A 19,099-nucleotide genomic window follows, 5' to 3' on the forward strand; every position below is an offset into this window, starting at 1 on the left:
TTGAGTGGAAAAGTTACTTGAACAAATTAAAAAAGGCACTGTTTGGGCATTCCCAGGCGGCGTGCATCCACCACAACAAAAAACACTCTCTAACAGTGCGCGTATTGCTAGGCTCCCTCTACCTGATAAATTAGTTGTACCAATTAAACAGCACATTGGTGCTAACGGTAAATTAATTGTAGAAAAAGGCCAACAGGTATTAAAAGGCCAAGCACTTACCGTGCCCGTTGCGAATTGGTCTGTGCCTGTACATGCGCCCAGCTCTGGTACCATAACAGATATTGCCTCTATGCCTTCGGCGCATCCATCGGCTTTACCTGAGCTAAGTATTATTATTGAGCCTGATGGCAAGGATCAATGGTGCGAACTGACTCCTCCCCCTAACCCAAGTGAGCTTAGCCACGATGAATTAGTCGATATAATTCATCAAGCAGGTATAAGTGGTATGGGTGGAGCAGGCTTTCCTACTTATGTAAAAGCCGATATAAAACAACCTATTGAGTTTTTAATTGTTAATGCTGTTGAGTGCGAACCATACATAACAGCCGATGATGTGTTAATGCGTGAACATGCCAAGCAAGTAGTGCAAGGCATTGAGCTAATGCAACAAATTTTAAACCCGACACTGTGTATTGTTGGCATTGAAGATAATAAGCCCGAAGCCATAGCGGCTATGAAAAGTGCCGCAGAGCACAAAACCAATATTGTTATTCAAACAGTCCCTACTGTTTATCCATCAGGTGGCGAAAAACAATTAATTAAATTACTTACAAACCGTGAAGTACCTAGTGGCGGTATTCCGGCCGATATTGGTATTTTAGTGCACAACACAGGAACTTTGTTTGCTGTGCAGCAGGCAGTATACGAAGGTAAACCGCTTATTGAACGCGTTGTTACAGTAACAGGCAACACCATTCATAATGCGGGTAATGTATGGGCATTATTAGGCACTGAAGTTAAACACCTACTTGATTGCCAAGGTTTTTCACCCGTACCACAGCAGCGCGTTGTCATGGGCGGGCCAATGATGGGCTTTACCTTGCCTACTGTTCGTATTGGTGTAATTAAAACCACCAACTGTATTTTAGCCCCCGATCATAAAGAGCTGGCAGAACCAGGCCCCGAAAAAGCCTGTATACGTTGTAGTGCCTGTGCAGATGCCTGCCCTGCTTCGTTATTACCACAGCAATTACAATGGTTTGCAAAATCAAAAGAATACGACAAATTACAAGAGCACAACTTATTTGATTGTATTGAATGTGGTGCGTGTGCATATGTATGCCCAAGCGAAATACCTCTGGTGCAATACTACCGCGTAGCAAAAGTAGAAATAAAAGAGCAGCAAGCCGAAAAAATTAAAGCCGATAGAGCAAAAGAGCGTTTTGACGCTCGTAAAGAGCGCCTAGAGCGCGAACAACAAGAACGTCAAAACCGCCATAAACGTAAACCGGCCGCTAAATCTGACGATGAAAAGCAAAAAGTAGCAGATGCACTCGCTCGTGTTAAAAATAAATCAGATAAAGGCGATGAAAAATCAGCTGTAGCCGCTGCAATTGCCCGCGCCAAAGCGAAAAAACAGCAAGGTGAAGAGCTAGAGCCAGATAACAGTGAAGTAGCTAAAGAGCGTGCACTACGTAAAGAAAAAGCGCGTAAATATAAAGAACAAAAAGCTGCCGAGAGCGAGTCATCATCAGCACCTGATGATAAAAAGTCAGCCGTAGCTGCTGCTATTGCCCGCGCTAAAGCGAAAAAAGCGGCGCAAGCTGAACAAAGCGCTGAGCCACAAAAAGATGAAGCTCCCGCTGATGATAAAAAGTCAGCCGTAGCTGCTGCTATTGCCCGTGCTAAAGCGAAAAAAGCAGCGCAAGCTGAGCAAAGCGCTGAGCCACAAAGCGATGAAGCACCCGCCCCAGCTGATGACAAAAAAGCAGCCGTAGCTGCGGCTATTGCTCGCGCTAAAGCTAAAAAAGCCGCTAAATCAGCTGAGCAAACCCAGCAATCAGCTGAACCAAATGCTGCTGAGCAAACAAGTAATGTTGAGCCTGAAAACTCGCAAGCAAGCCCTCCTGCTGATGACAAAAAAGCGGCCGTAGCTGCGGCTATTGCCCGCGCTAAAGCTAAAAAAGCCGCTAAATCAGCTGAACCAAATGCTGCTGAGAAAACAAGTAATGTTGAGCCTGAAAACTCGCAAGCAAGCCCTCCCGCTGATGACAAAAAAGCGGCCGTAGCTGCGGCTATTGCCCGCGCTAAAGCTAAAAAAGCCGCTAAAGAAGCTGAGCAATCACAAGCAAGTAAACACAGCGCACCTGAACAAAGCAATGAGCCACAAACCAGCAACGGTTCAGACTCTGAGCAAACTGCAGCAGAGAAGAAAAAAGCCGCCGTGGCCGCCGCAATAGCGCGCGCCAAAGCTAAAAAGTTACAAAAAGAAGGAAATGATCAGTCATGAAATTAACCATGGCCAGTTCGCCGCACAACCATAGCCATAAGTCGTTAACGCGATTAATGCTAACCGTCATTGCTGCGTGTATTCCTGGGCTAATAGCGCAAGTGGTATTTTTTGGGACTGGCGTACTTATTCAGTTAGTACTGGCACTTGTTGCTGTAAGCGTATTTGAAGCAGCCATTATGTTAATGCGTAAACGCCCTGTTTGGCCTGCATTGAGTGATGGAAGTGCTTGGCTTACTGGTGTGCTGTTAGCACTGAGTATTCCGCCGCTGGCGCCTTGGTGGGTCATTATTATTGGCTGTTTATTTGCCATTGTGATTGTAAAGCAACTTTATGGTGGGCTTGGGTTTAACTTATTTAACCCTGCAATGGCCGCATACATATTACTTTTAGTTTCGTTTCCGGTGCAAATGACCGCGTGGTTACCCGTTACCGATTTACTTAACGCCCCAATTGGCTTTATTGACCAATTACGCCTTATATTTACCGATTTTACCGCTCTGGGCTTTAGTGTTGATCAAGTCCGTGCCGGCGTTGATGGCCTCACCATGGCCACCCCGCTTGATACAGTTAAAACCGATGTAGCACATGGTCTAACGGTTAGCGAAAGCATGCAAAAACCGATTTTTTCGCAATGGGCTGGGCTTGGTTGGCTATGGGTTAACCTAGGCTTTTTAGGCGGTGGTTTATACCTATTAAAAGCTAAAATTATAAACTGGCATATTCCAGTAAGCTTTATAGGCTCACTAGCGCTGTGCAGTGCCATTGGCTATATTGCCGCACCTGGTACCGAGCCGGGTATGGTATTTCACCTATTAAGTGGCGCGACCATGATGGGCGCATTTTTTATTGCCACCGATCCTGTTTCGGCTGCAACCACCAATAAAGGGCGCTTAATTTATGGCGCGTTAATTGGCTTGTTGGTGTATTTAATTCGCACCTTTGGTGGTTTCCCTGATGCGGTAGCCTTTAGTGTATTATTAATTAATATTGCTGTACCGCTGATTGATTACTACACCCAACCTCGCACTTATGGCCACGGAGCAGTAAAATGATTATTTCATCAATGGCTAAAAATGGCGCGATATTAACAGCCTTTGCGCTGATAACAACAGGCTTAGTTGCCTCAATTGATGCCTTTACCGCCGATAAAATTGCCGAGCAAGAACGCCTGCAACTAACCTCACAATTACAAGAGGTATTAAACCCAAGCAGCTACGATAATCAGCTCAATACAAATTGCGTAATTATGAGTGACGAACAACTTGGCCCTTACCCTGAGCAAATTATTTACCGCGCTTATAAAAATCAGCAACCTGTAGCACTTGTAATCAGGCACATAACACCTAGTGGTTACAGTGGCGATATTAATTTATTAACCGCCGTACTTGCTGATGGCACCATTGCCGGCGTACGTACCACTAAGCACGAAGAAACGCCCGGCTTAGGCGATAAAGTAGAAGTTAAAAAGTCGCTGTGGATCACTACATTTAACGATTTAACGGTTCAAAGTGAAGACGATGCCCGTTGGGCGGTAAAAAAGGATGGCGGCCAGTTTGACCAATTTACCGGCGCTACAATTACTCCTCGCGCCGTGGTTGGCTCGGTAAAAAATGCCGTGTTATTTGCCAAAGCTAACTTTGACGATATTTTTGCCAAGCCTAATGCTTGCCAAGAGGTAACACCATGAGTGAGTTAAAAACCTTATATAAAGAAGGCGTATGGGCTAACAACCCAGCGCTCGTGCAATTGCTCGGCTTATGCCCGCTTTTAGCTGTTACATCAACGGTAACTAACGCTCTTGGCCTAGGGTTAGCGACTTTATTAGTGTTAGTTGGCTCTAATGTTACCGTTTCTATTGTGCGTAATTGGGTGCCTAAAGACATTCGTATTCCAGTATTTGTAATGATTATTGCAGGCTTTGTGACCATAGTTCAGCTGCTTATGAATGCGTACACCTTTGGCTTGTATCAATCACTAGGCATATTTATTCCACTAATAGTAACTAACTGCGCCATTATTGGCCGTGCAGAGGCGTATGCTTCTAAAAACCCTGTGCACCTGTCTGCATTCGATGGACTGATGATGGGCTTAGGCTTTATGGCCGTACTATTAGTGCTAGGTGCAATGCGCGAACTTATAGGCCAAGGTACATTATTTGATGGCGCCGATTTGCTCCTTGGACCGTGGGCCCAAAGCCTACGCTTGGAAATATTTAGTTTTGATAGCCAGTTTTTACTCGCTATTTTACCACCCGGCGCCTTTTTAGGGCTTGGGCTGTTAATAGCAGCAAAAAATGTTATTGACGCACAAATAAAATCAAAACAGGTAACGCCACCAGAAGCCGAAAAAGGCCCACGCGCACGCGTTACTAGCTTAACTTAAGGGGAAAACGCATTAGCACTTTTAGCTAATGCGTTTTAAGTTGCATGAATAAAGAAAAACGTCACCAAATACTCTCGCGCTTGCGCGAACAAAACCCACATCCAGAAACCGAGCTTGAATACTCAAGCCCATTTGAGCTACTAGTAGCTGTTACGCTCTCTGCACAAGCCACCGATGTAGGGGTAAATAAAGCCACACGTAAATTATTTCCAGTAGCTAATACGCCACAAGCCATTTTAGATATAGGCCACGATGCACTTCGCGATTATATAAAAACCATTGGGTTATTTAATTCAAAAGCCGCAAACGTGTACAAAATGTGCCAAATATTGGTTGATCAACATAACGGCATTGTGCCCGAGAACCGCGAAGCGCTCGAAGCCCTACCCGGTGTTGGCCGAAAAACCGCAAATGTCGTACTCAACACAGCCTTTGGCTGGCCGACCATTGCCGTAGACACGCATATTTTTCGTGTTTCAAACCGCACCAAATTTGCGATGGGTAAAGATGTAGTCGCTGTTGAGCAAAAACTTGAAAAGGTTGTCCCTAAAGAGTTTAAAGTAGACGTACACCACTGGTTAATACTACACGGACGCTATACCTGCGTTGCCCGTAAGCCTAAATGCGGCAGCTGTATTATTGAAGACTTGTGTGAGTTTAAAGAAAAAACTGAAATGTAGGATATCAAATACATGAAATGGATTTTAAAAGCTGTAACACACTTATTTTTAATGTTCTTATTAACCGGTTGCGTATTAACTGGTTCTGATGATTCAAGTAATAAAAATTATACCGCGTTTAACAACCGCGGCCTTGCAATAAATTACACCGCAAAGGAAAAAAGAATTTTTATAGATAGAAAGCAAACTGCAATATCATTTGATACAAAGTATCAAGCAACTATTACCGATTTTTCTGATAAAGTTACCTATCAAGAAAAAGGTTTTTCTATAGACCTTAACAAAGCTAAATTACCAGAAGACGCACATAAAGATTGGGAATCTTTATTTGTAAGTAATACTTATATTACTCAGAAAATATTTAAAACTGATATAAGTGGTAAAAACAGAATGGACTATAATAAAGATATCTCAGTCACTATTACCCAGCACCCAAATAAAATTGTGGTTATTGATGAAGATAATATAAAAAAAATTTTTTTTAAAGCGTCGAGTATGCCTATCGTAGCCGCTAATGAATGGGATGAGCTTTACCACACACAAGATAAAAAACTTAGCATGTATCGCAGTATTAAGAAACGATCTTATTTAATGTATACAACTAATACCGATGATGAAATGACGTTCTTTAATTTTATCCCTAAATTCGAGATTTATAGATCTCTTACTAAAAACGTATATAGGTTTGCTATAGTAAAACCAACCCACACAGAGGCATTTGATTTTTTGCCTACCAGAAATTTTATTTGTGCGGATTTAACTAAGCAATATGCAAGTATAAGGCAAGCCCAAGGTATTGCATTGGCAAAAAACATTGTTTTAGGTCTTGTACAGGCTTACACAAGCTTTAGCACCACAACTACTACAGGACAATTAAACTCAAGTTACTCTGGAGTGTATAACGACTCTTGGGGTCACGGTACATGGTCTGGGTACGGGACTGGTCACTATTCCGGATTCAGTCAGACTTATGATTATAGTTTTATTGGTGACCGTGCTGCGGACTTGCTGAATCTAGCATTTTCCCCTAATGCAAAGCTAAATACCGTTGAAACGGCATTGGATCAAAACCAGTGTGAAACACCTTGGTATTAGTAAGCTCATATATCAAGTTTTGATTATTACTTTTCAACTGCAACAATACCTTTTTAGGATGGCCGGTAGTAGCGGTAGATACACACATATTCCGTGTTTCAAACCGCACCAAATTTGCGATGGGTAAAGATGTAGTTGCTGTTGAGCAAAAACTTGAAAAGGTTGTCCCTAAAGAATTTAAAGTAGACGTACACCACTGGTTAATACTACACGGGCGCTACACCTGCGTAGCACGTAAACCTAAGTGTGGCTCGTGTATAATAGAAGACTTGTGTGAGTTTAAAGAAAAAACGGACTAACCTTAAATAACAATATTTTGAGTATTTAAAAGTAAGACAGCTAATTAATTAGCTGTCTGTTGATTCTATACTATTTATAAATTGCGCCATATTTACTAAACGTTCACCAACAATGAGCTCAATGGTGCGTTTAACCCAAGGCGTGGCAATATTTGTGTAGTTTAGTTTAGCCAATACGCAGCCTATGGTAATTAAAAGTAGTAGTGATGACACGCTGTAAAACCAAACCATGTGTTGCTCTAGAAGTGCAAATAGATCAATTTTAAATAGCACATCAAACCCAATAAACACATAAGCCATATAAAAAGGGGCAGACATAAATAACAACTTAGTTAGTTGTAATTTATGTGAGCAAAGACGGTAAATGTCTTTTTGTAGCTGGCTAATTGGTTTTGCATAATCAATATTAACAATATGCACTATTTGACCAATGTTACCTGCAAGGCCAATAATGGCAAATATAGCCAAGATTAAAGCAGATATTATAGGCGCTGAAACACTAACGTTTTTTGCAATATACTGCCCCAATAAAACAATAATAAAAAAGAAGGCAGCGCTTTCAATAATACGTGCCCACTTCATAGTATTAAGCTCTTTTATTTGTTTATTCGCTTTTGTTTCGCTCAGCTGTGATTGGTTTATTGTAATGGCCGATTTGTTAAGGTTATTTTGCTGCTGCCATGTGTTTTTAAAATTATCTAAATTCATACTAAGCCCCCTGTTTTTCAAATTGATTTTTTAGTGTTTCTTTAATGCGGCCAATTCGCGTAGCGACGTTGGTTTTACTTATGCCTAAACTCGTTGCTATGCTTTGATGGGATTCACCTTCTAAATACAGCAATACTATGGCTTTATTTAACTTATCGAGCTTTCCTATAAATTCATATAATTGCTTAACATCTTCGCTTCTATCGTCTTGTGCTGGTAAGTCGGCTATTTGCACAATGCACTGCTCATTTACATTGGCTTTATCTTCTCGTTTACTGTCTTTGCGGTAATAGGAAATTGCCACATTTAATGCTATTCGGTACATCCACGTAGAAAACTTATAGTCTTTGTTGTAGTTGTCATAAGCCAGCCACATAGTCGTGAGTATTTCTTGCGCTAGGTCTTGCCTGTCGTGTTGGTTTTGACAGTACGAGTTTACAACTTTATAAATAATGCCTTTATGCTGCTCCATTGTTTGAGCAAACAGTGCTTTTTTATTGGTGTTCATGTAGGCATAAATCCATCATTTAATTAATCTCATCACGTATTATTTCTAATGTATCTGTTTTTAAAAGCAACAGATGCAAAGTTGTGGCTAATGCAACACAGCCAGTACACATTTGTATAAACATTTTAGCTGCACGCTAACCCCAACATAATTTTCTTATCTAGTTATTCGCAATATCGCGGAAATAATCACAACTAATTAAAAAAATTATTGGAGAGAGTAATAAGCTAAGCAAAGGAGCAAAGCGTTAATTCTTTTTCTGCCTTGCTATTAAAAGTGAATAATAATTTAAGGAGGTTTCTGCGTTAGCACTGTAAAAAACCACATAACTTCAAGGATGTATTTTGCAAAGTAATCATTCAAAATTTCAGCCAAATAAGTGGTCATTATTAAATTTAGCTGTTGCGCTTATACTGGCGGGTGCATTTTATTATTTGGGTCAATTTTTTGTTATTTCATTTGATTTCTAAGTCTAATTTGTTTTATTTCATTTTTAACCTTATAAATTTTAAAACATTGGAAAGCATATATTAACTATTTAAAAGCAATAGGAGATGAGATAGAGCGAGGCAGATTCTACTTAGGTGAACACATAGTATCGATTGTTCCTTACATGAACTTACAAATAACAGTTTATGCACGTATGGATGAATCAGCTTTATTAATCAAAAAAATTGTTATATTTCAATTAATCTAAAAATTTTTGCTCATTTGAAACAAATGAATATTTCGCACAGCCAATCGCGAAAGTAATATTAGCCGATAATAAAAACTTAGCTCCCACACCCTATATACTTTGGCCTGAAGAAATGGCGCTAACTCAAAGTAAAGCTCATGGGTAAACGCCTTTGTTTACTTATCACGCCTTAAAGGTATTAAGCGTTACACTTTAAGACGATACTAAGATTTATAGCGGTTTAACTCTGATACTAGCTGCGTACTTTTAAATACCACCAAATTAAAGGCGCCAGTATCACTAATTCAATACCAACATTCAGCCACTGCTTTGCTACCGTTCCATCTAACATAATTCCTATAAGCCTTGCGATTAAAAGCCCTACGAGTAACGATGACAGTGTTGCAGCTATGGTAGCTTGCCAAGGTGCGAGCTGATGATGAAATTGCAGCAATAAGCCAAAACCAATAAATAATCCCCACCAAATTCTACGCTCTACAGCCTTAAAAATATCACTAGGGACTGGCTTATTACTTATCAGCTCAGGGTTGGCAGCTAATACTATGCCAAAAATAATTAGCAGTGCACCAACAACCCTAAAAATAACTATATTATCCATGATTAATTCCTCAGGTTGGTTGTTTGATTAATCGCTTGCTCAACACGCGCCTTTGAGTGCCCTTTTTCTTGGCTCCACTGCTTTGGCGATTGCCCATACATACGTTTAAATTCTCTGCTAAATTGAGATGAGCTAACATAACCTACCGACATGGCCGCAGAGCTTACGTTCATACCCGTTGCAATTTTCATCGCGGCGGTATTTAAGCGCATAGATTTAACAAATTGAATAGGCGACATACTGGTCGCATCTTTAAATTTACGATGTAAAACCGCTCTACTTACGCCAATTTTTGCCGCCATATCGTCTATGGTTATAGTTTTATCTAATCGAGAGGCCAAATAATCAATTGAGCGTGCTATGTCATTTCCTACGCCGTAGGCTTGGCGCACACTACTCCCTGCCTGTCCGTTTAATATGGCGTAATATAGTTCACGCAGTCGCCCTTCACCTAAAATCGCAATATCTACAGGGTTATTTACTAGTTGTAGCAACCGTAGTAATGAATCTGTAAAGGAGTCATCCCAAGCTGCGAGTGTGAGCCCTTGCTCTTTAGAGGCTGATGCGTATTTTTTTACACCTTCTGCAGCCATGGTAATAGATAATTCGGTCATCACTTTGGTATCTAGCGACACAATAACGCCTAGTAAAGGGTTATCAGGTGAGGCCGTGGGTGTACCCGCTTCTACCGGCATAGACATAGGGCAGCACATATAACTATTTTCATCGTAAATAAAATGCTTACCATCGAGTATGGCTTCTTTAGCGCCACTCACTATGGCAACAATACACGGCTCGTATACCGCAGGCGCACAGCGCATAGCGTGCGTTACTTTAAACAGCTGAACACCTTTAATACCCGTTTCTATTAGCCCTTGAGCATAATTTTCATCGCTGTTTACTTCGTTAAAAGACAGGTTGTTTTGTATAAGTTGTTTAATCTGGTGTTTGCTCATACACCAATACCCTTTAAATATAGAATAATTCTAATCTAGCACCGAAAATGCACATTCTCAATGCAGTGATACAAATAGGCATATTTTAAAGAGGATATCGCCTAGTTACACCCAGTATCGAGAGTTATATTACCTAACAAGCAATGTAGAACAATGCGCATAGCCCTGTACTACATATTTACACTTAACTATTGATAGGAATTTAACTAATGAGCGCAACTAACCCATTTGGCCCTTCTGGCTGGACTCCCGACCAACTCAGTTCTTTAGTCGGTAAATGCTATTTAATAACGGGAGCAAATACAGGCGCAGGCTTTGAAGCAACCCGACTATTACTCGCTAAAGGCGCAAAAGTAGTTATGCTCAATCGAAACCCTTTAAAATCAGATGAAGCTATAGCTAAGTTAAAACAGGAATTTGGCGATAGTACTGACGTGAGTTTTATAAAAATGGACTTAGCAGAGCTTGCCTCAGTGCGCCATGCAGCCAACGAGGTATTACACACTGTGCAACACATAGATGCACTTATTTGTAACGGTGCCATTGCGCAGGTCGCGACTCAGCAATTTACTAAAGACGGCTTTGAAAGTCAGTTAGGGGTTAACCACTATGGGCACTTTTTACTGTGTGGTTTACTTTTTAACAAAATAGAGCAATCAAACGGACGTATTGTTGTGGTTGCCAGTGAAGGTTACAAAATGGGGCTTAAAACGATTCAATTTGATGACATGAATTGGAATAAAAACTACCACCCAAACAAAACCTACTGCCACAGTAAACTTGCCCAAATGATGTTTGCCTATGAACTGCAAAGTAAAATAGCCGCCGCAAATAAAAATGTGCAAGTGTTTGTATGTCACCCAGGTGCCGCTAATACCTCTCTTATTGGCGATAATGTTAACTTTGCAACCCGATTTACCTGGTCACTAATAGTCAAAATGGGCTTAGCGCAATCGGCAGAGCAAGGTGCATACCCTGAGGTTATGTGTGCCACCGAGCACAACCTAAAACAGCGCGCTTATTATGGGCCATCAGGCAGGTGGAATTGGAGCGGCCCTGTAGGTGAATGCACCCTTGAATCATTTGCTTTAGAGCAGCCTGTGCTAAGCAAACTATGGGCAGTTACTGAGCAGCAAGTCGCTTTTAAATGGTCAATATAGTGTCGCAAATAGAGTGCGTATGCAGGGGGAAACGTAATAAAAATATATTCGCAAGCCACTTAATACTTCTGCTTTTACTAACGGGCTGTAAAAGTACCGATAGTGGCCCTGTACAGTATAAAGCCAATGATGAGCTAGTTGTACTTGCCCATGGCTTAGGTAGAAGCGATTGGGCAATGCGTTACTTTGCCCAGCAGCTTAAACGTGCTCGTTATAAAGTATGTAGCTTAGATTACGCCTCTATAGGGCAAAGCGTTAAAGCCGTGCTTTTACAAACTAATAAACAAATAAACGCCTGTATTTCTAATGCGAATAAAATACATTTTGTCGGCCATTCCCTAGGAGGCTTAATTATTAGAGCCTACTTGCAAAATAACAGCGTGGTTTTAAACAGCAATAAGCTAGGAAATGTTGTGTTAATTGGCACACCCAACAAAGGCAGCGAATTAGCTAATCATTTAAATGGTTCATGGTTATTGCATATCGCCGGCGGTGTAAGCCAAGCTCTCGTTACTGGTGATAACAGCCTAGGCAACACGATAGATGAGCTGGACATTAATGTAGGTGTAATAGCCGGTACTAAAGCATCCCTTCTTACACAAAGTTACTTTAACAGTGAAAACGATGGTTTGGTGTCTGTGGAATCAACCAAGCTTAATAATATGCGTGATTTTATTACCCTTGATGTTAGCCACACGGGAATGCGCTACAACCAACAAGTAATACAGTACACACTCAATTTTTTGCAAACTGGTGCATTTTTATCCCCTACACGAAGAACCAATACCCTTTATTAACCACTTAGCTGCGGCTAATTTAAGGTCAAAAAAAAGCAAGCCAAATGGCTTGCTTTTGAGTGCCCGTTCAAAGGCTACACACTCTCAACATACTTTTTAAAAACGGTAACTTGCACCTAGTGTAATACGACGGTCAGTTAAACCTTGGAAACACAATAATGCGCTTTCGTTTACACATGATTGGCTAATTTCAGATTCAGTAATATTTACTGCCTCTAAGCCAATGTTAAGTTGCTCGCTCACATCGTAGCTAATACTTGCGTTAAGCTGGCCACGGTCTTCTTGTACTACAGGGAATCCCCAAGGGAAACTAGACGTACTACCGAAGTCATTTGAACGATACCCTTCACGCCACGTGTAACGCATGCGAGCTGACAGGCCAAATTTTTCGTAGTAGAGCGTAATGTTATACGCATTTTCAGAAAGATTAAGTAAACCTTGAATTTCACTCACTTCAATACCGGGTGTACCTGTAGTTGCAGCAAATACACTACTCGCTCTTGATGTTGCGGTATTTTCAGTTTCACCACCTGAGAACTCTTGAATTGTGTAGTTAGCTAGCACACCAAAACCAGAGGCCCATCCTAGGTCTTCTTCAAAGCCCGATAAGTCATATTGAAAAGCAAACTCAATCCCTTTTTGGGTTGTTTCACCACTATCGTTTACTTTTGTTTCTGTACCAACACATACGCCACGGCCATTCTCAGGGCCAAATACGTTTATATCTGCAATGGGGTTAAATATACCGCCGCCTTCACATGGGTCTGTTAAATCGCGGTACCCAGTTACTGGGTCTTCAACTGGCGATGTTAACTGATTTACATGTAAATCTTTACGGGTTTTATGGAATATACCCACACTGATAACACTCGCTTCATCAAAGTACCATTCAGCAGATAAGTCATACGAAAGCACCTCTTCAGGTTTTAGCGCAGGGTTACCAAATTCAACTTCGTCATTTGGGCTTGTGCTGTAAGTAATAGAGGTTGATAAGTCGTTATAATCAGGGCGACGAATATCTTTACCTACACCAAAGCGCACAAGTACATCTTCCGATACATCAGCGACAAGGTTTAAACGAGGTAAAATAAAGTCATAGTCAGATTTATTAGTAATTCGAGTCACAAGCTCATTACCACTGCCATCTTCTGTAACTGAGTTACCCGTAGACTCAACGTCTGTTTGAATGTAACGTACGCCGATATTACCGCGTACCATTTCGTACTCAAAGTTAGCTTGTGCATATAACGCATGGGTGATTTCTTCTATATCAAAAAAACCAGATGAGCTAGATGTTGGTGCATTTAATGTTTTGCTTGACCCATGCGCAGTCATGGCGTTTTGTAATGTTGCAAGTACCGCATCAGGGTCTGATGCAACTAGCTCAGGGTCAATTAATAAAAAGTCAGCAATGTATAAAGAGCGACCATCAGCTTCGTTAAAGTTATCTGGGCCAGCGACTAATAAATCGGCGAATAAATCACCGGTTGGGCTATCTGCCATTGTTCTTAGACCAACGCTTGATGTAATTTCGTTTTGTTTGCTTTGTGATTTACTATAACGGTAACCAAAATCAATAGAGGTCACAATTGAGTCTGTGTAATAGGTTGAATCAATACGGAACGCATCTTCAGAGTTTTCAACCGTATCTTGACCAATATTTACATCGCGCAGCACCACATTTGCAGGGTCTAGTAATTGCTCAACCGTTGGCGCGTACTCAGCACCTTCTGCAATACCAAACGCCAAAGCACCACCCGATAAGTCATATTCAAATGGCACACTATTATCATTACCACCACCTGCATCAAGCGGTACATTTGGGTTAATAAAGTTAAGCGTTGTATTAAAGCTTGGCGTAGTCGTATCTGAACTTGAAGATGCAATTTCTGCACTTACAAACCACTTATCACCTTGCCATTCGCCACCCAGTCTAAAAATATTACTGTCGGTGACACGCGAGTTAGTATCGCTTGAAAAACGAAGGTTAGGATCGTCATCATCATTTTCTAAATTTACAGGAATAACACCACGCAAGGCCGCTTGAATTGACCCTAGATTAGTGCCCCCCAATGAGCCTAAGTTTACGGTTTCAAAAGCATCCGGAACAGAAATATCATTCAGTGCACTTACACCAGATGCTTGTACACGAGAGCTTTCTTGACGGCGCTCTTGATCGTTAACCACAGCATCAAAGTAAAACTTCGTGTTATCGTTTGGCGCCCATTCAATAGTACCTACAAAGTTTTTAGTTTCGTATTCGTAGTTATCGTAATCTTGTACAAAAAACTGAATAGGTAAAAAGTCAAACGACTGCGCACTCGCTACACCGCTATCTGCAGTAATAATATTGTCTCTGTCGGCACGAGGGCGAAACGCCGTTACGTCTTGCTCAGCATAACTTCCACTAAGTAGTACACCAAACTTACCATAATCACTTTCCCAGTTATCTGCAAAGGTACCTGAAAAGCGATGTTGTAAGCCGCTATCTGTACTTAAGCTGCTACTTTCACCCTGTACTCTTATTGTTGCTAGCTGCTCACCTAAGTGCAAAGGGCGAATCGTCTTAAGGTTAATAGTACCGCCAACAGAGCCCTCAATTGTTTTCGCTTCAGGCGATTTTATTACCTCTAGGCTTGAAATAATTGACGCTGAAACATCTTCAAAGCTAATACCACTTCGTCCAGAGCCTGAGCCTACCGTTGATACACCGTTAATTTCAGTACGGTTAGCATCTGTACCACGTATTTGTACACCGGTACCTACACCCGCTTGACGGGTAATTTGGATACCCGTTACGTTTTCTAGTACTTCAGCGAGGTTTTGATCTGGCAGTTTACCAATATCTTCTGACTGAATAATTTCAACTAGGCTATCTGCAGAGCGCTTTTCAGCCAGAGCATTAGTGAGTGATTGACGAATACCAGATACTTCGATGATTTCTACATCATCTTCTGCTATCGGCTTAGCTTCCTGTGCGTGTGTTGACATAGAAAGATTTAATGCTGTGGCAGATATAACTGCTAGCGTAATTTTTGATAACTTGTGATTCATAGTTTTTCCTGTGTGTGTCAGTGCTATGTGTAACTCGCTATATATTTTTATTAAACGCCTTACCATTTATCTAAATGGTTAACTTAATATTTACAGTAAAACGTTAAAAGGTCAACCTATTGGTAAACCATTTTCTCATAAAAAAAGCCCAAACTAACATTACCAATAAAGCCAATTTCGGCATAACAAAGAAAGACAGTCAACTGACCAATATATAACCACTTGTATTTAAAATGCTTTTAAGAACCTAAAAAGGTTAAATAACACACAAAAGGAGAGTGAAAGCCCAGCAATTAAACCGATATAATTTTTTTATATAAACAGGATTATTTTTAAATTTAGCAGGTTTCATAGGTGAAATTGGTCAACCAAGATAAAGATAGTAGACTTTAGGCTAACTAAAAACTCGTTAAAAACGCTGCGCTTTTGGTAAAAGCTTTCTTTAAATCGGCTGTATCGCGTTTATGAAACTTAGATTTAATACTAACCCTCTTAATTAAGTGAGCTATTTTCAGGATTGGTATAACAGCCCTAAATCGCAAACAAAAAAACCCAATTAGCGGTATACGCTAATTGGGTTTTAAATGGGGATTACTGGTTATTACGTTATAGCTTAAAGCTCATTCCTAAGAATAAACGTGGGCCGTAATCGTTTACTTCACCTAGGTTATCTTCCACAAAGAAATCTTGTGATTTAGGTGCGCTAAACAAGTTAATAGCTTCAGCCTTAACTCTAAAGTGCTCGTTAATTTTATACGATGCACGCATTTCCCATACACCTACAGCATCAACATAGCGTAAGCGTGTGCCATTGCTTGTATACGGCTGGAAGTATTCACTACGGTATTTGTAAATAATGGCCGTATCAAAGTCACCAATTTGGTAATACAGTTGGCTACTAAATACATGCTCAGAAAAGCCCGGTACCGAACCTGGCTCAATAATACCAGCCGTTAATTGAGTGGTATTGCCATCTAGGTCAGTAACGTATGTATCGCCGTATAAGCTATCTTCAAACTCAAAGTCAGTATCGGCAAAGTTATAGCCAAATTTTACACCAATGCCATTATCCCAGCGGTACGAGAACGAAGCTTCTAAACCTTTTATATCGCTATCGTTATCGGTTGTTACCGAATTTGTCACTGGTAGTGATACGGTTTCGCCACCTACTACATAATCTTCAATCACAGTTTGTTGCTGGAAGCCACCTTGGAACTGTTTGTAATATAGGCTTAACGCTAAAATAGAGTCCTCATTAGGGTACCATTCAAAGGCTAAATCGTAGTTCCATGACATTAGTGGTTGAGTATCAGGGTTACCAGAACCATCCACAGTTAATAAGTCCGAAAGCGATAATGCAACAGATTGATCGTCAGTTACAAAGTCGCGATCAAAACCTAAATCAGATGGATCAGCACGTGACATACCTCGGTATATACCTGCACGAAGTAAAATATCTTCACTGTAGTCAACGACTAAGTTAAAGCTTGGTAGATATTTGGTATAACCACCACCGCTTTGAGTTCTTTCAAGTGAATCCCCTACATCAAGGGTTACGGCGCCTGTGGTTTCATCCACATCAACGGTGTAATTTGTTCTAAAGCCTACCGAAGTTATATCTGTATCAACAATACGTAAGCCAACATTACCACGAATAAATTTGCCAAACATTTCTGTATCGTAATTTGCCATTAAGTACACAGACGTGGTTTTTTCTGTCACGTCAATGGTACCGGCATTTTCGTACTCAACATCTGGGTAACCAAATTCACCTGTATAATCAGCGTCGGTAGCTGCTACAGCTTGAGAAAAGCACACGTTATCGTATGTCGCCCACGAAGAACCTGTCCCTGAGCTTATTACATTACCGCTACTGTCTATGTTGGTTATTAAATCGCCATCAGATACGCTAGATAAAAAGTCAGATTCTGGGAAGTCAATTTGACAACCTTGGAGTATCTCCAATGCTGAATCATCTCCTATGGTGTATTCATTACGAGAACCATTACCTTGGCTGCCACCAAACTGAATAAAGCTTAATTCAGAGGCTCTAATCCCCCCTTCAATACTGGTAAATATATCGCCCTCTAACGCGTAGTTAAAATCGATACGCGCCGACTTAATTTCATTTTCGCGGACATTTTCGCGGTCTAGACGCGTACGTAGGCTATCAGTAAAGTTAGAAATATCTGTAACATCAAAATCAGTTAACGTGAAATGAGGAATTTCATCGCCCATATCCCAGCTAAACAAATTACGGTCTGCGGTTCTACCACGGTTAGAAATTTGCAGCTCTTCACGCTCAGTTTTTGAATACGCTAAGTCAAGGCTTACAGTGAGTCGATCTGTTAATGTGTGCTCAATATTAATACCATAGCCTTGGTAGTTTTCTTCACGAGAAAATTGCTCACCGGCTGATTCAATACGTTCTTCACCTTCCCAATGTAAAATACCGCCTACATCGTTAGTAACAAGCGTTGGACCTGTTAAGCCTGGCGTTGCACGTTTTTGTAAAAAAATTAAATCGTGGCGTGCTTCTTTTTGGGTTCTGTCAGAAATTTGTGCATCAAAGTTAATATCCCACTCAGATGACGGTTGGTATTGCATTGCTAAAAATATAGCGTCGCGCTCGTCTGAAGTTTCATTTTGACGATAACTGCGGCTACTGCCTGTCCAAGCGTATGGTGTGCCATCACTTTCGGCTTTACCAGTTTCTGGGTCTATTGCTGTTTGATAACCTTGATTGTTACTGCCACTTACTTGGTCTTCACAGTCCCCAGCGCTGCTTCTGTAAAACCCTTCATTCGTATTTGTTGGGTCATTTAAACATGCCCAAAGCGACGAGCCCGACGGGCTTGAACTTCTGTATTCGGCCTCTGGTTGGCTAATATCTTGGCGCTGAACACCAAACGATACCCCTACCGCTTGGCCATTATCAAACTCAAATTGATCAACATAACTAAACGTACCACGGTAACCAGTGTCACTTTGTAATGAGTTTTCTACATTACTTTCATCAGGATTGTAGTTTAATTTAACCTCACCCTGAACTCGTTGCTTACCGTAATCAAGTGGACTGACTGTTTCAAGTGCAATTACACCCGCTACACCACCTTCAATCATTGACGCATCTTGGGTTTTATAAATAGCGATTTTTTTTACAAGCTCTGATGGAAACTGTGAAAAGTTAACAGAGCGGTCACCACTACCATTGGTCGCTTCACGACCATTAATATGGGTTGCACTTAAAAATGGGCCTAAACCACGAATAGTAATTTCGGTAGCACCGCCGTTTTCACGGTGTGATGCAGCACCGGTGATAGACTCAAGTGCTTCACCAATTGAGAGCGCAGGTAAATCACCAATATCTTCGGCAGATAAACCATCTACTACGGTTGTTGCTTCACGTTTTATTGCAATTTGATCTTGTATGGTTCTACGAGTACCCGTAACGCTGATGATTTCTACATCTTGTTCTACTTCAGTCACTTTTTCTTGGGCTTCTTGCTGAGCAAAAGCATTAAATGACAATGAACCTGCCATACCTGCAAGTAAACTGGCTCTAATTAACTTAGCAGCAGGTGAAAGTGCAAAATGATTACAAGCAGCGTTGCTTGTAGAATGTTGATGTCTTCGATCCATTTTTAACGACATGCCGCGTTCTCCTTTTTTATTGTGTGTGTTGTGCGTAATTTGCTATTTTTATAAGTATT

At 40.9% G+C, this 19,099-nt stretch carries 14 protein-coding genes and 1 pseudogene; 9 read left to right on the forward strand and 6 right to left on the reverse strand.

Annotation, left to right across the window (positions count from 1 at the left end):
* Positions 1-4: 4 nt before the first annotated feature.
* From rsxC to WDB87_RS09615, 7 genes and pseudogenes are all read left to right on the forward strand, one after another.
* Complete coding sequence (gene rsxC, locus WDB87_RS09585) at positions 5-2,449, forward strand: electron transport complex subunit RsxC (RefSeq protein ID WP_337849749.1); 2,445 nt, start codon at positions 5-7, stop codon at positions 2,447-2,449.
* Positions 2,446-3,504 (forward strand): electron transport complex subunit RsxD, encoded by a 1,059-nt coding sequence (gene rsxD, locus WDB87_RS09590; RefSeq protein ID WP_337849750.1) that lies wholly within the window; start codon positions 2,446-2,448, stop codon positions 3,502-3,504. The genes rsxC and rsxD overlap by 4 nt, the downstream gene beginning before the upstream one ends.
* Entirely contained in the window at positions 3,501-4,139 is a 639-nt protein-coding gene (rsxG, locus tag WDB87_RS09595) for an electron transport complex subunit RsxG (RefSeq protein WP_337849751.1), read from the forward strand. The genes rsxD and rsxG overlap by 4 nt, the downstream gene beginning before the upstream one ends.
* On the forward strand, positions 4,136-4,834 hold the full coding sequence (locus WDB87_RS09600; RefSeq protein WP_337849752.1) for an electron transport complex subunit E: 699 nt from the start codon (positions 4,136-4,138) through the stop codon (positions 4,832-4,834). The genes rsxG and WDB87_RS09600 overlap by 4 nt, the downstream gene beginning before the upstream one ends.
* A 44-nt stretch (positions 4,835-4,878) precedes the next feature.
* Positions 4,879-5,514 (forward strand): endonuclease III, encoded by a 636-nt coding sequence (gene nth, locus WDB87_RS09605; protein ID WP_337849753.1) that lies wholly within the window; start codon positions 4,879-4,881, stop codon positions 5,512-5,514.
* Between the two features lie 12 nt (positions 5,515-5,526).
* The gene (locus tag WDB87_RS09610; RefSeq protein ID WP_337849754.1) at positions 5,527-6,609 is read left to right on the forward strand and encodes a hypothetical protein; all 1,083 of its coding nucleotides are present in this window, start codon (positions 5,527-5,529) and stop codon (positions 6,607-6,609) included.
* Positions 6,610-6,653: 44 nt separating this feature from the next.
* Positions 6,654-6,908: pseudogene (locus WDB87_RS09615) on the forward strand (endonuclease III); the annotation flags it as partial.
* Positions 6,909-6,956: 48 nt separating this feature from the next.
* Here WDB87_RS09615 and WDB87_RS09620 read toward each other — a convergent pair.
* The 4 genes from WDB87_RS09620 to WDB87_RS09635 all read right to left on the reverse strand — a co-directional run bounded on the left by WDB87_RS09620 (position 6,957) and on the right by WDB87_RS09635 (position 10,375).
* The gene (locus tag WDB87_RS09620) at positions 6,957-7,616 is read right to left on the reverse strand and encodes a hypothetical protein (RefSeq protein ID WP_337849755.1); all 660 of its coding nucleotides are present in this window, start codon (positions 7,614-7,616) and stop codon (positions 6,957-6,959) included.
* Position 7,617: 1 nt separating this feature from the next.
* Positions 7,618-8,124, reverse strand: coding sequence for an RNA polymerase sigma factor (locus WDB87_RS09625; protein WP_337849756.1), 507 nt, complete (start codon positions 8,122-8,124; stop codon positions 7,618-7,620).
* Between the two features lie 929 nt (positions 8,125-9,053).
* Positions 9,054-9,419, reverse strand: coding sequence for a DUF4345 family protein (locus WDB87_RS09630; protein WP_286244786.1), 366 nt, complete (start codon positions 9,417-9,419; stop codon positions 9,054-9,056).
* Between the two features lie 2 nt (positions 9,420-9,421).
* Positions 9,422-10,375, reverse strand: a complete 954-nt coding sequence (locus WDB87_RS09635; protein ID WP_337849757.1) for an AraC family transcriptional regulator — start codon at positions 10,373-10,375, stop codon at positions 9,422-9,424.
* 209 nt (positions 10,376-10,584) lie between these two features.
* On the opposite strand from WDB87_RS09635, the gene WDB87_RS09640 reads away from it, so the two are divergent.
* The gene (locus tag WDB87_RS09640; RefSeq protein WP_286244788.1) at positions 10,585-11,535 is read left to right on the forward strand and encodes an SDR family oxidoreductase; all 951 of its coding nucleotides are present in this window, start codon (positions 10,585-10,587) and stop codon (positions 11,533-11,535) included.
* Positions 11,523-12,332 carry an alpha/beta fold hydrolase gene (locus tag WDB87_RS09645; RefSeq protein ID WP_337849758.1) on the forward strand — a complete coding sequence of 270 codons (810 nt, stop codon included), beginning with the start codon at positions 11,523-11,525 and terminating at the stop codon, positions 12,330-12,332. Before WDB87_RS09640 ends, WDB87_RS09645 begins: the two co-directional genes overlap by 13 nt.
* A gap of 96 nt (positions 12,333-12,428) precedes the next feature.
* Here WDB87_RS09645 and WDB87_RS09650 read toward each other — a convergent pair whose 3' ends face one another.
* Positions 12,429-15,386: a TonB-dependent receptor gene (locus WDB87_RS09650; RefSeq protein WP_337849759.1), complete on the reverse strand. Its 2,958-nt coding sequence runs from the start codon at positions 15,384-15,386 to the stop codon at positions 12,429-12,431.
* A gap of 606 nt (positions 15,387-15,992) precedes the next feature.
* On the reverse strand, positions 15,993-19,040 hold the full coding sequence (locus tag WDB87_RS09655; protein WP_337849760.1) for a TonB-dependent receptor: 3,048 nt from the start codon (positions 19,038-19,040) through the stop codon (positions 15,993-15,995).
* Between the last annotated feature and the right edge of the window lie 59 nt (positions 19,041-19,099).

Origin of the sequence: Pseudoalteromonas sp. C12FD-1 (assembly GCF_037414265.1) — a bacterium.
GTDB lineage: Bacteria > Pseudomonadota > Gammaproteobacteria > Enterobacterales > Alteromonadaceae > Pseudoalteromonas.

Coding starts and splice junctions, on each gene's coding strand:
- nth (WP_337849753.1), top strand. CDS start 4,879: ATGAATAAAGAAAAACGTCACCAAATACTCTCGCGCTTGCGCGAACAA.
- WDB87_RS09610 (WP_337849754.1), top strand. CDS start 5,527: ATGAAATGGATTTTAAAAGCTGTAACACACTTATTTTTAATGTTCTTA.
- WDB87_RS09650 (WP_337849759.1), bottom strand. CDS start 15,386: ATGAATCACAAGTTATCAAAAATTACGCTAGCAGTTATATCTGCCACA.
- WDB87_RS09600 (WP_337849752.1), top strand. CDS start 4,136: ATGAGTGAGTTAAAAACCTTATATAAAGAAGGCGTATGGGCTAACAAC.
- rsxG (WP_337849751.1), top strand. CDS start 3,501: ATGATTATTTCATCAATGGCTAAAAATGGCGCGATATTAACAGCCTTT.
- WDB87_RS09620 (WP_337849755.1), bottom strand. CDS start 7,616: ATGAATTTAGATAATTTTAAAAACACATGGCAGCAGCAAAATAACCTT.
- WDB87_RS09635 (WP_337849757.1), bottom strand. CDS start 10,375: ATGAGCAAACACCAGATTAAACAACTTATACAAAACAACCTGTCTTTT.
- WDB87_RS09655 (WP_337849760.1), bottom strand. CDS start 19,040: ATGTCGTTAAAAATGGATCGAAGACATCAACATTCTACAAGCAACGCT.
- rsxD (WP_337849750.1), top strand. CDS start 2,446: ATGAAATTAACCATGGCCAGTTCGCCGCACAACCATAGCCATAAGTCG.
- WDB87_RS09640 (WP_286244788.1), top strand. CDS start 10,585: ATGAGCGCAACTAACCCATTTGGCCCTTCTGGCTGGACTCCCGACCAA.
- WDB87_RS09630 (WP_286244786.1), bottom strand. CDS start 9,419: ATGGATAATATAGTTATTTTTAGGGTTGTTGGTGCACTGCTAATTATT.
- WDB87_RS09645 (WP_337849758.1), top strand. CDS start 11,523: ATGGTCAATATAGTGTCGCAAATAGAGTGCGTATGCAGGGGGAAACGT.
- WDB87_RS09625 (WP_337849756.1), bottom strand. CDS start 8,124: ATGAACACCAATAAAAAAGCACTGTTTGCTCAAACAATGGAGCAGCAT.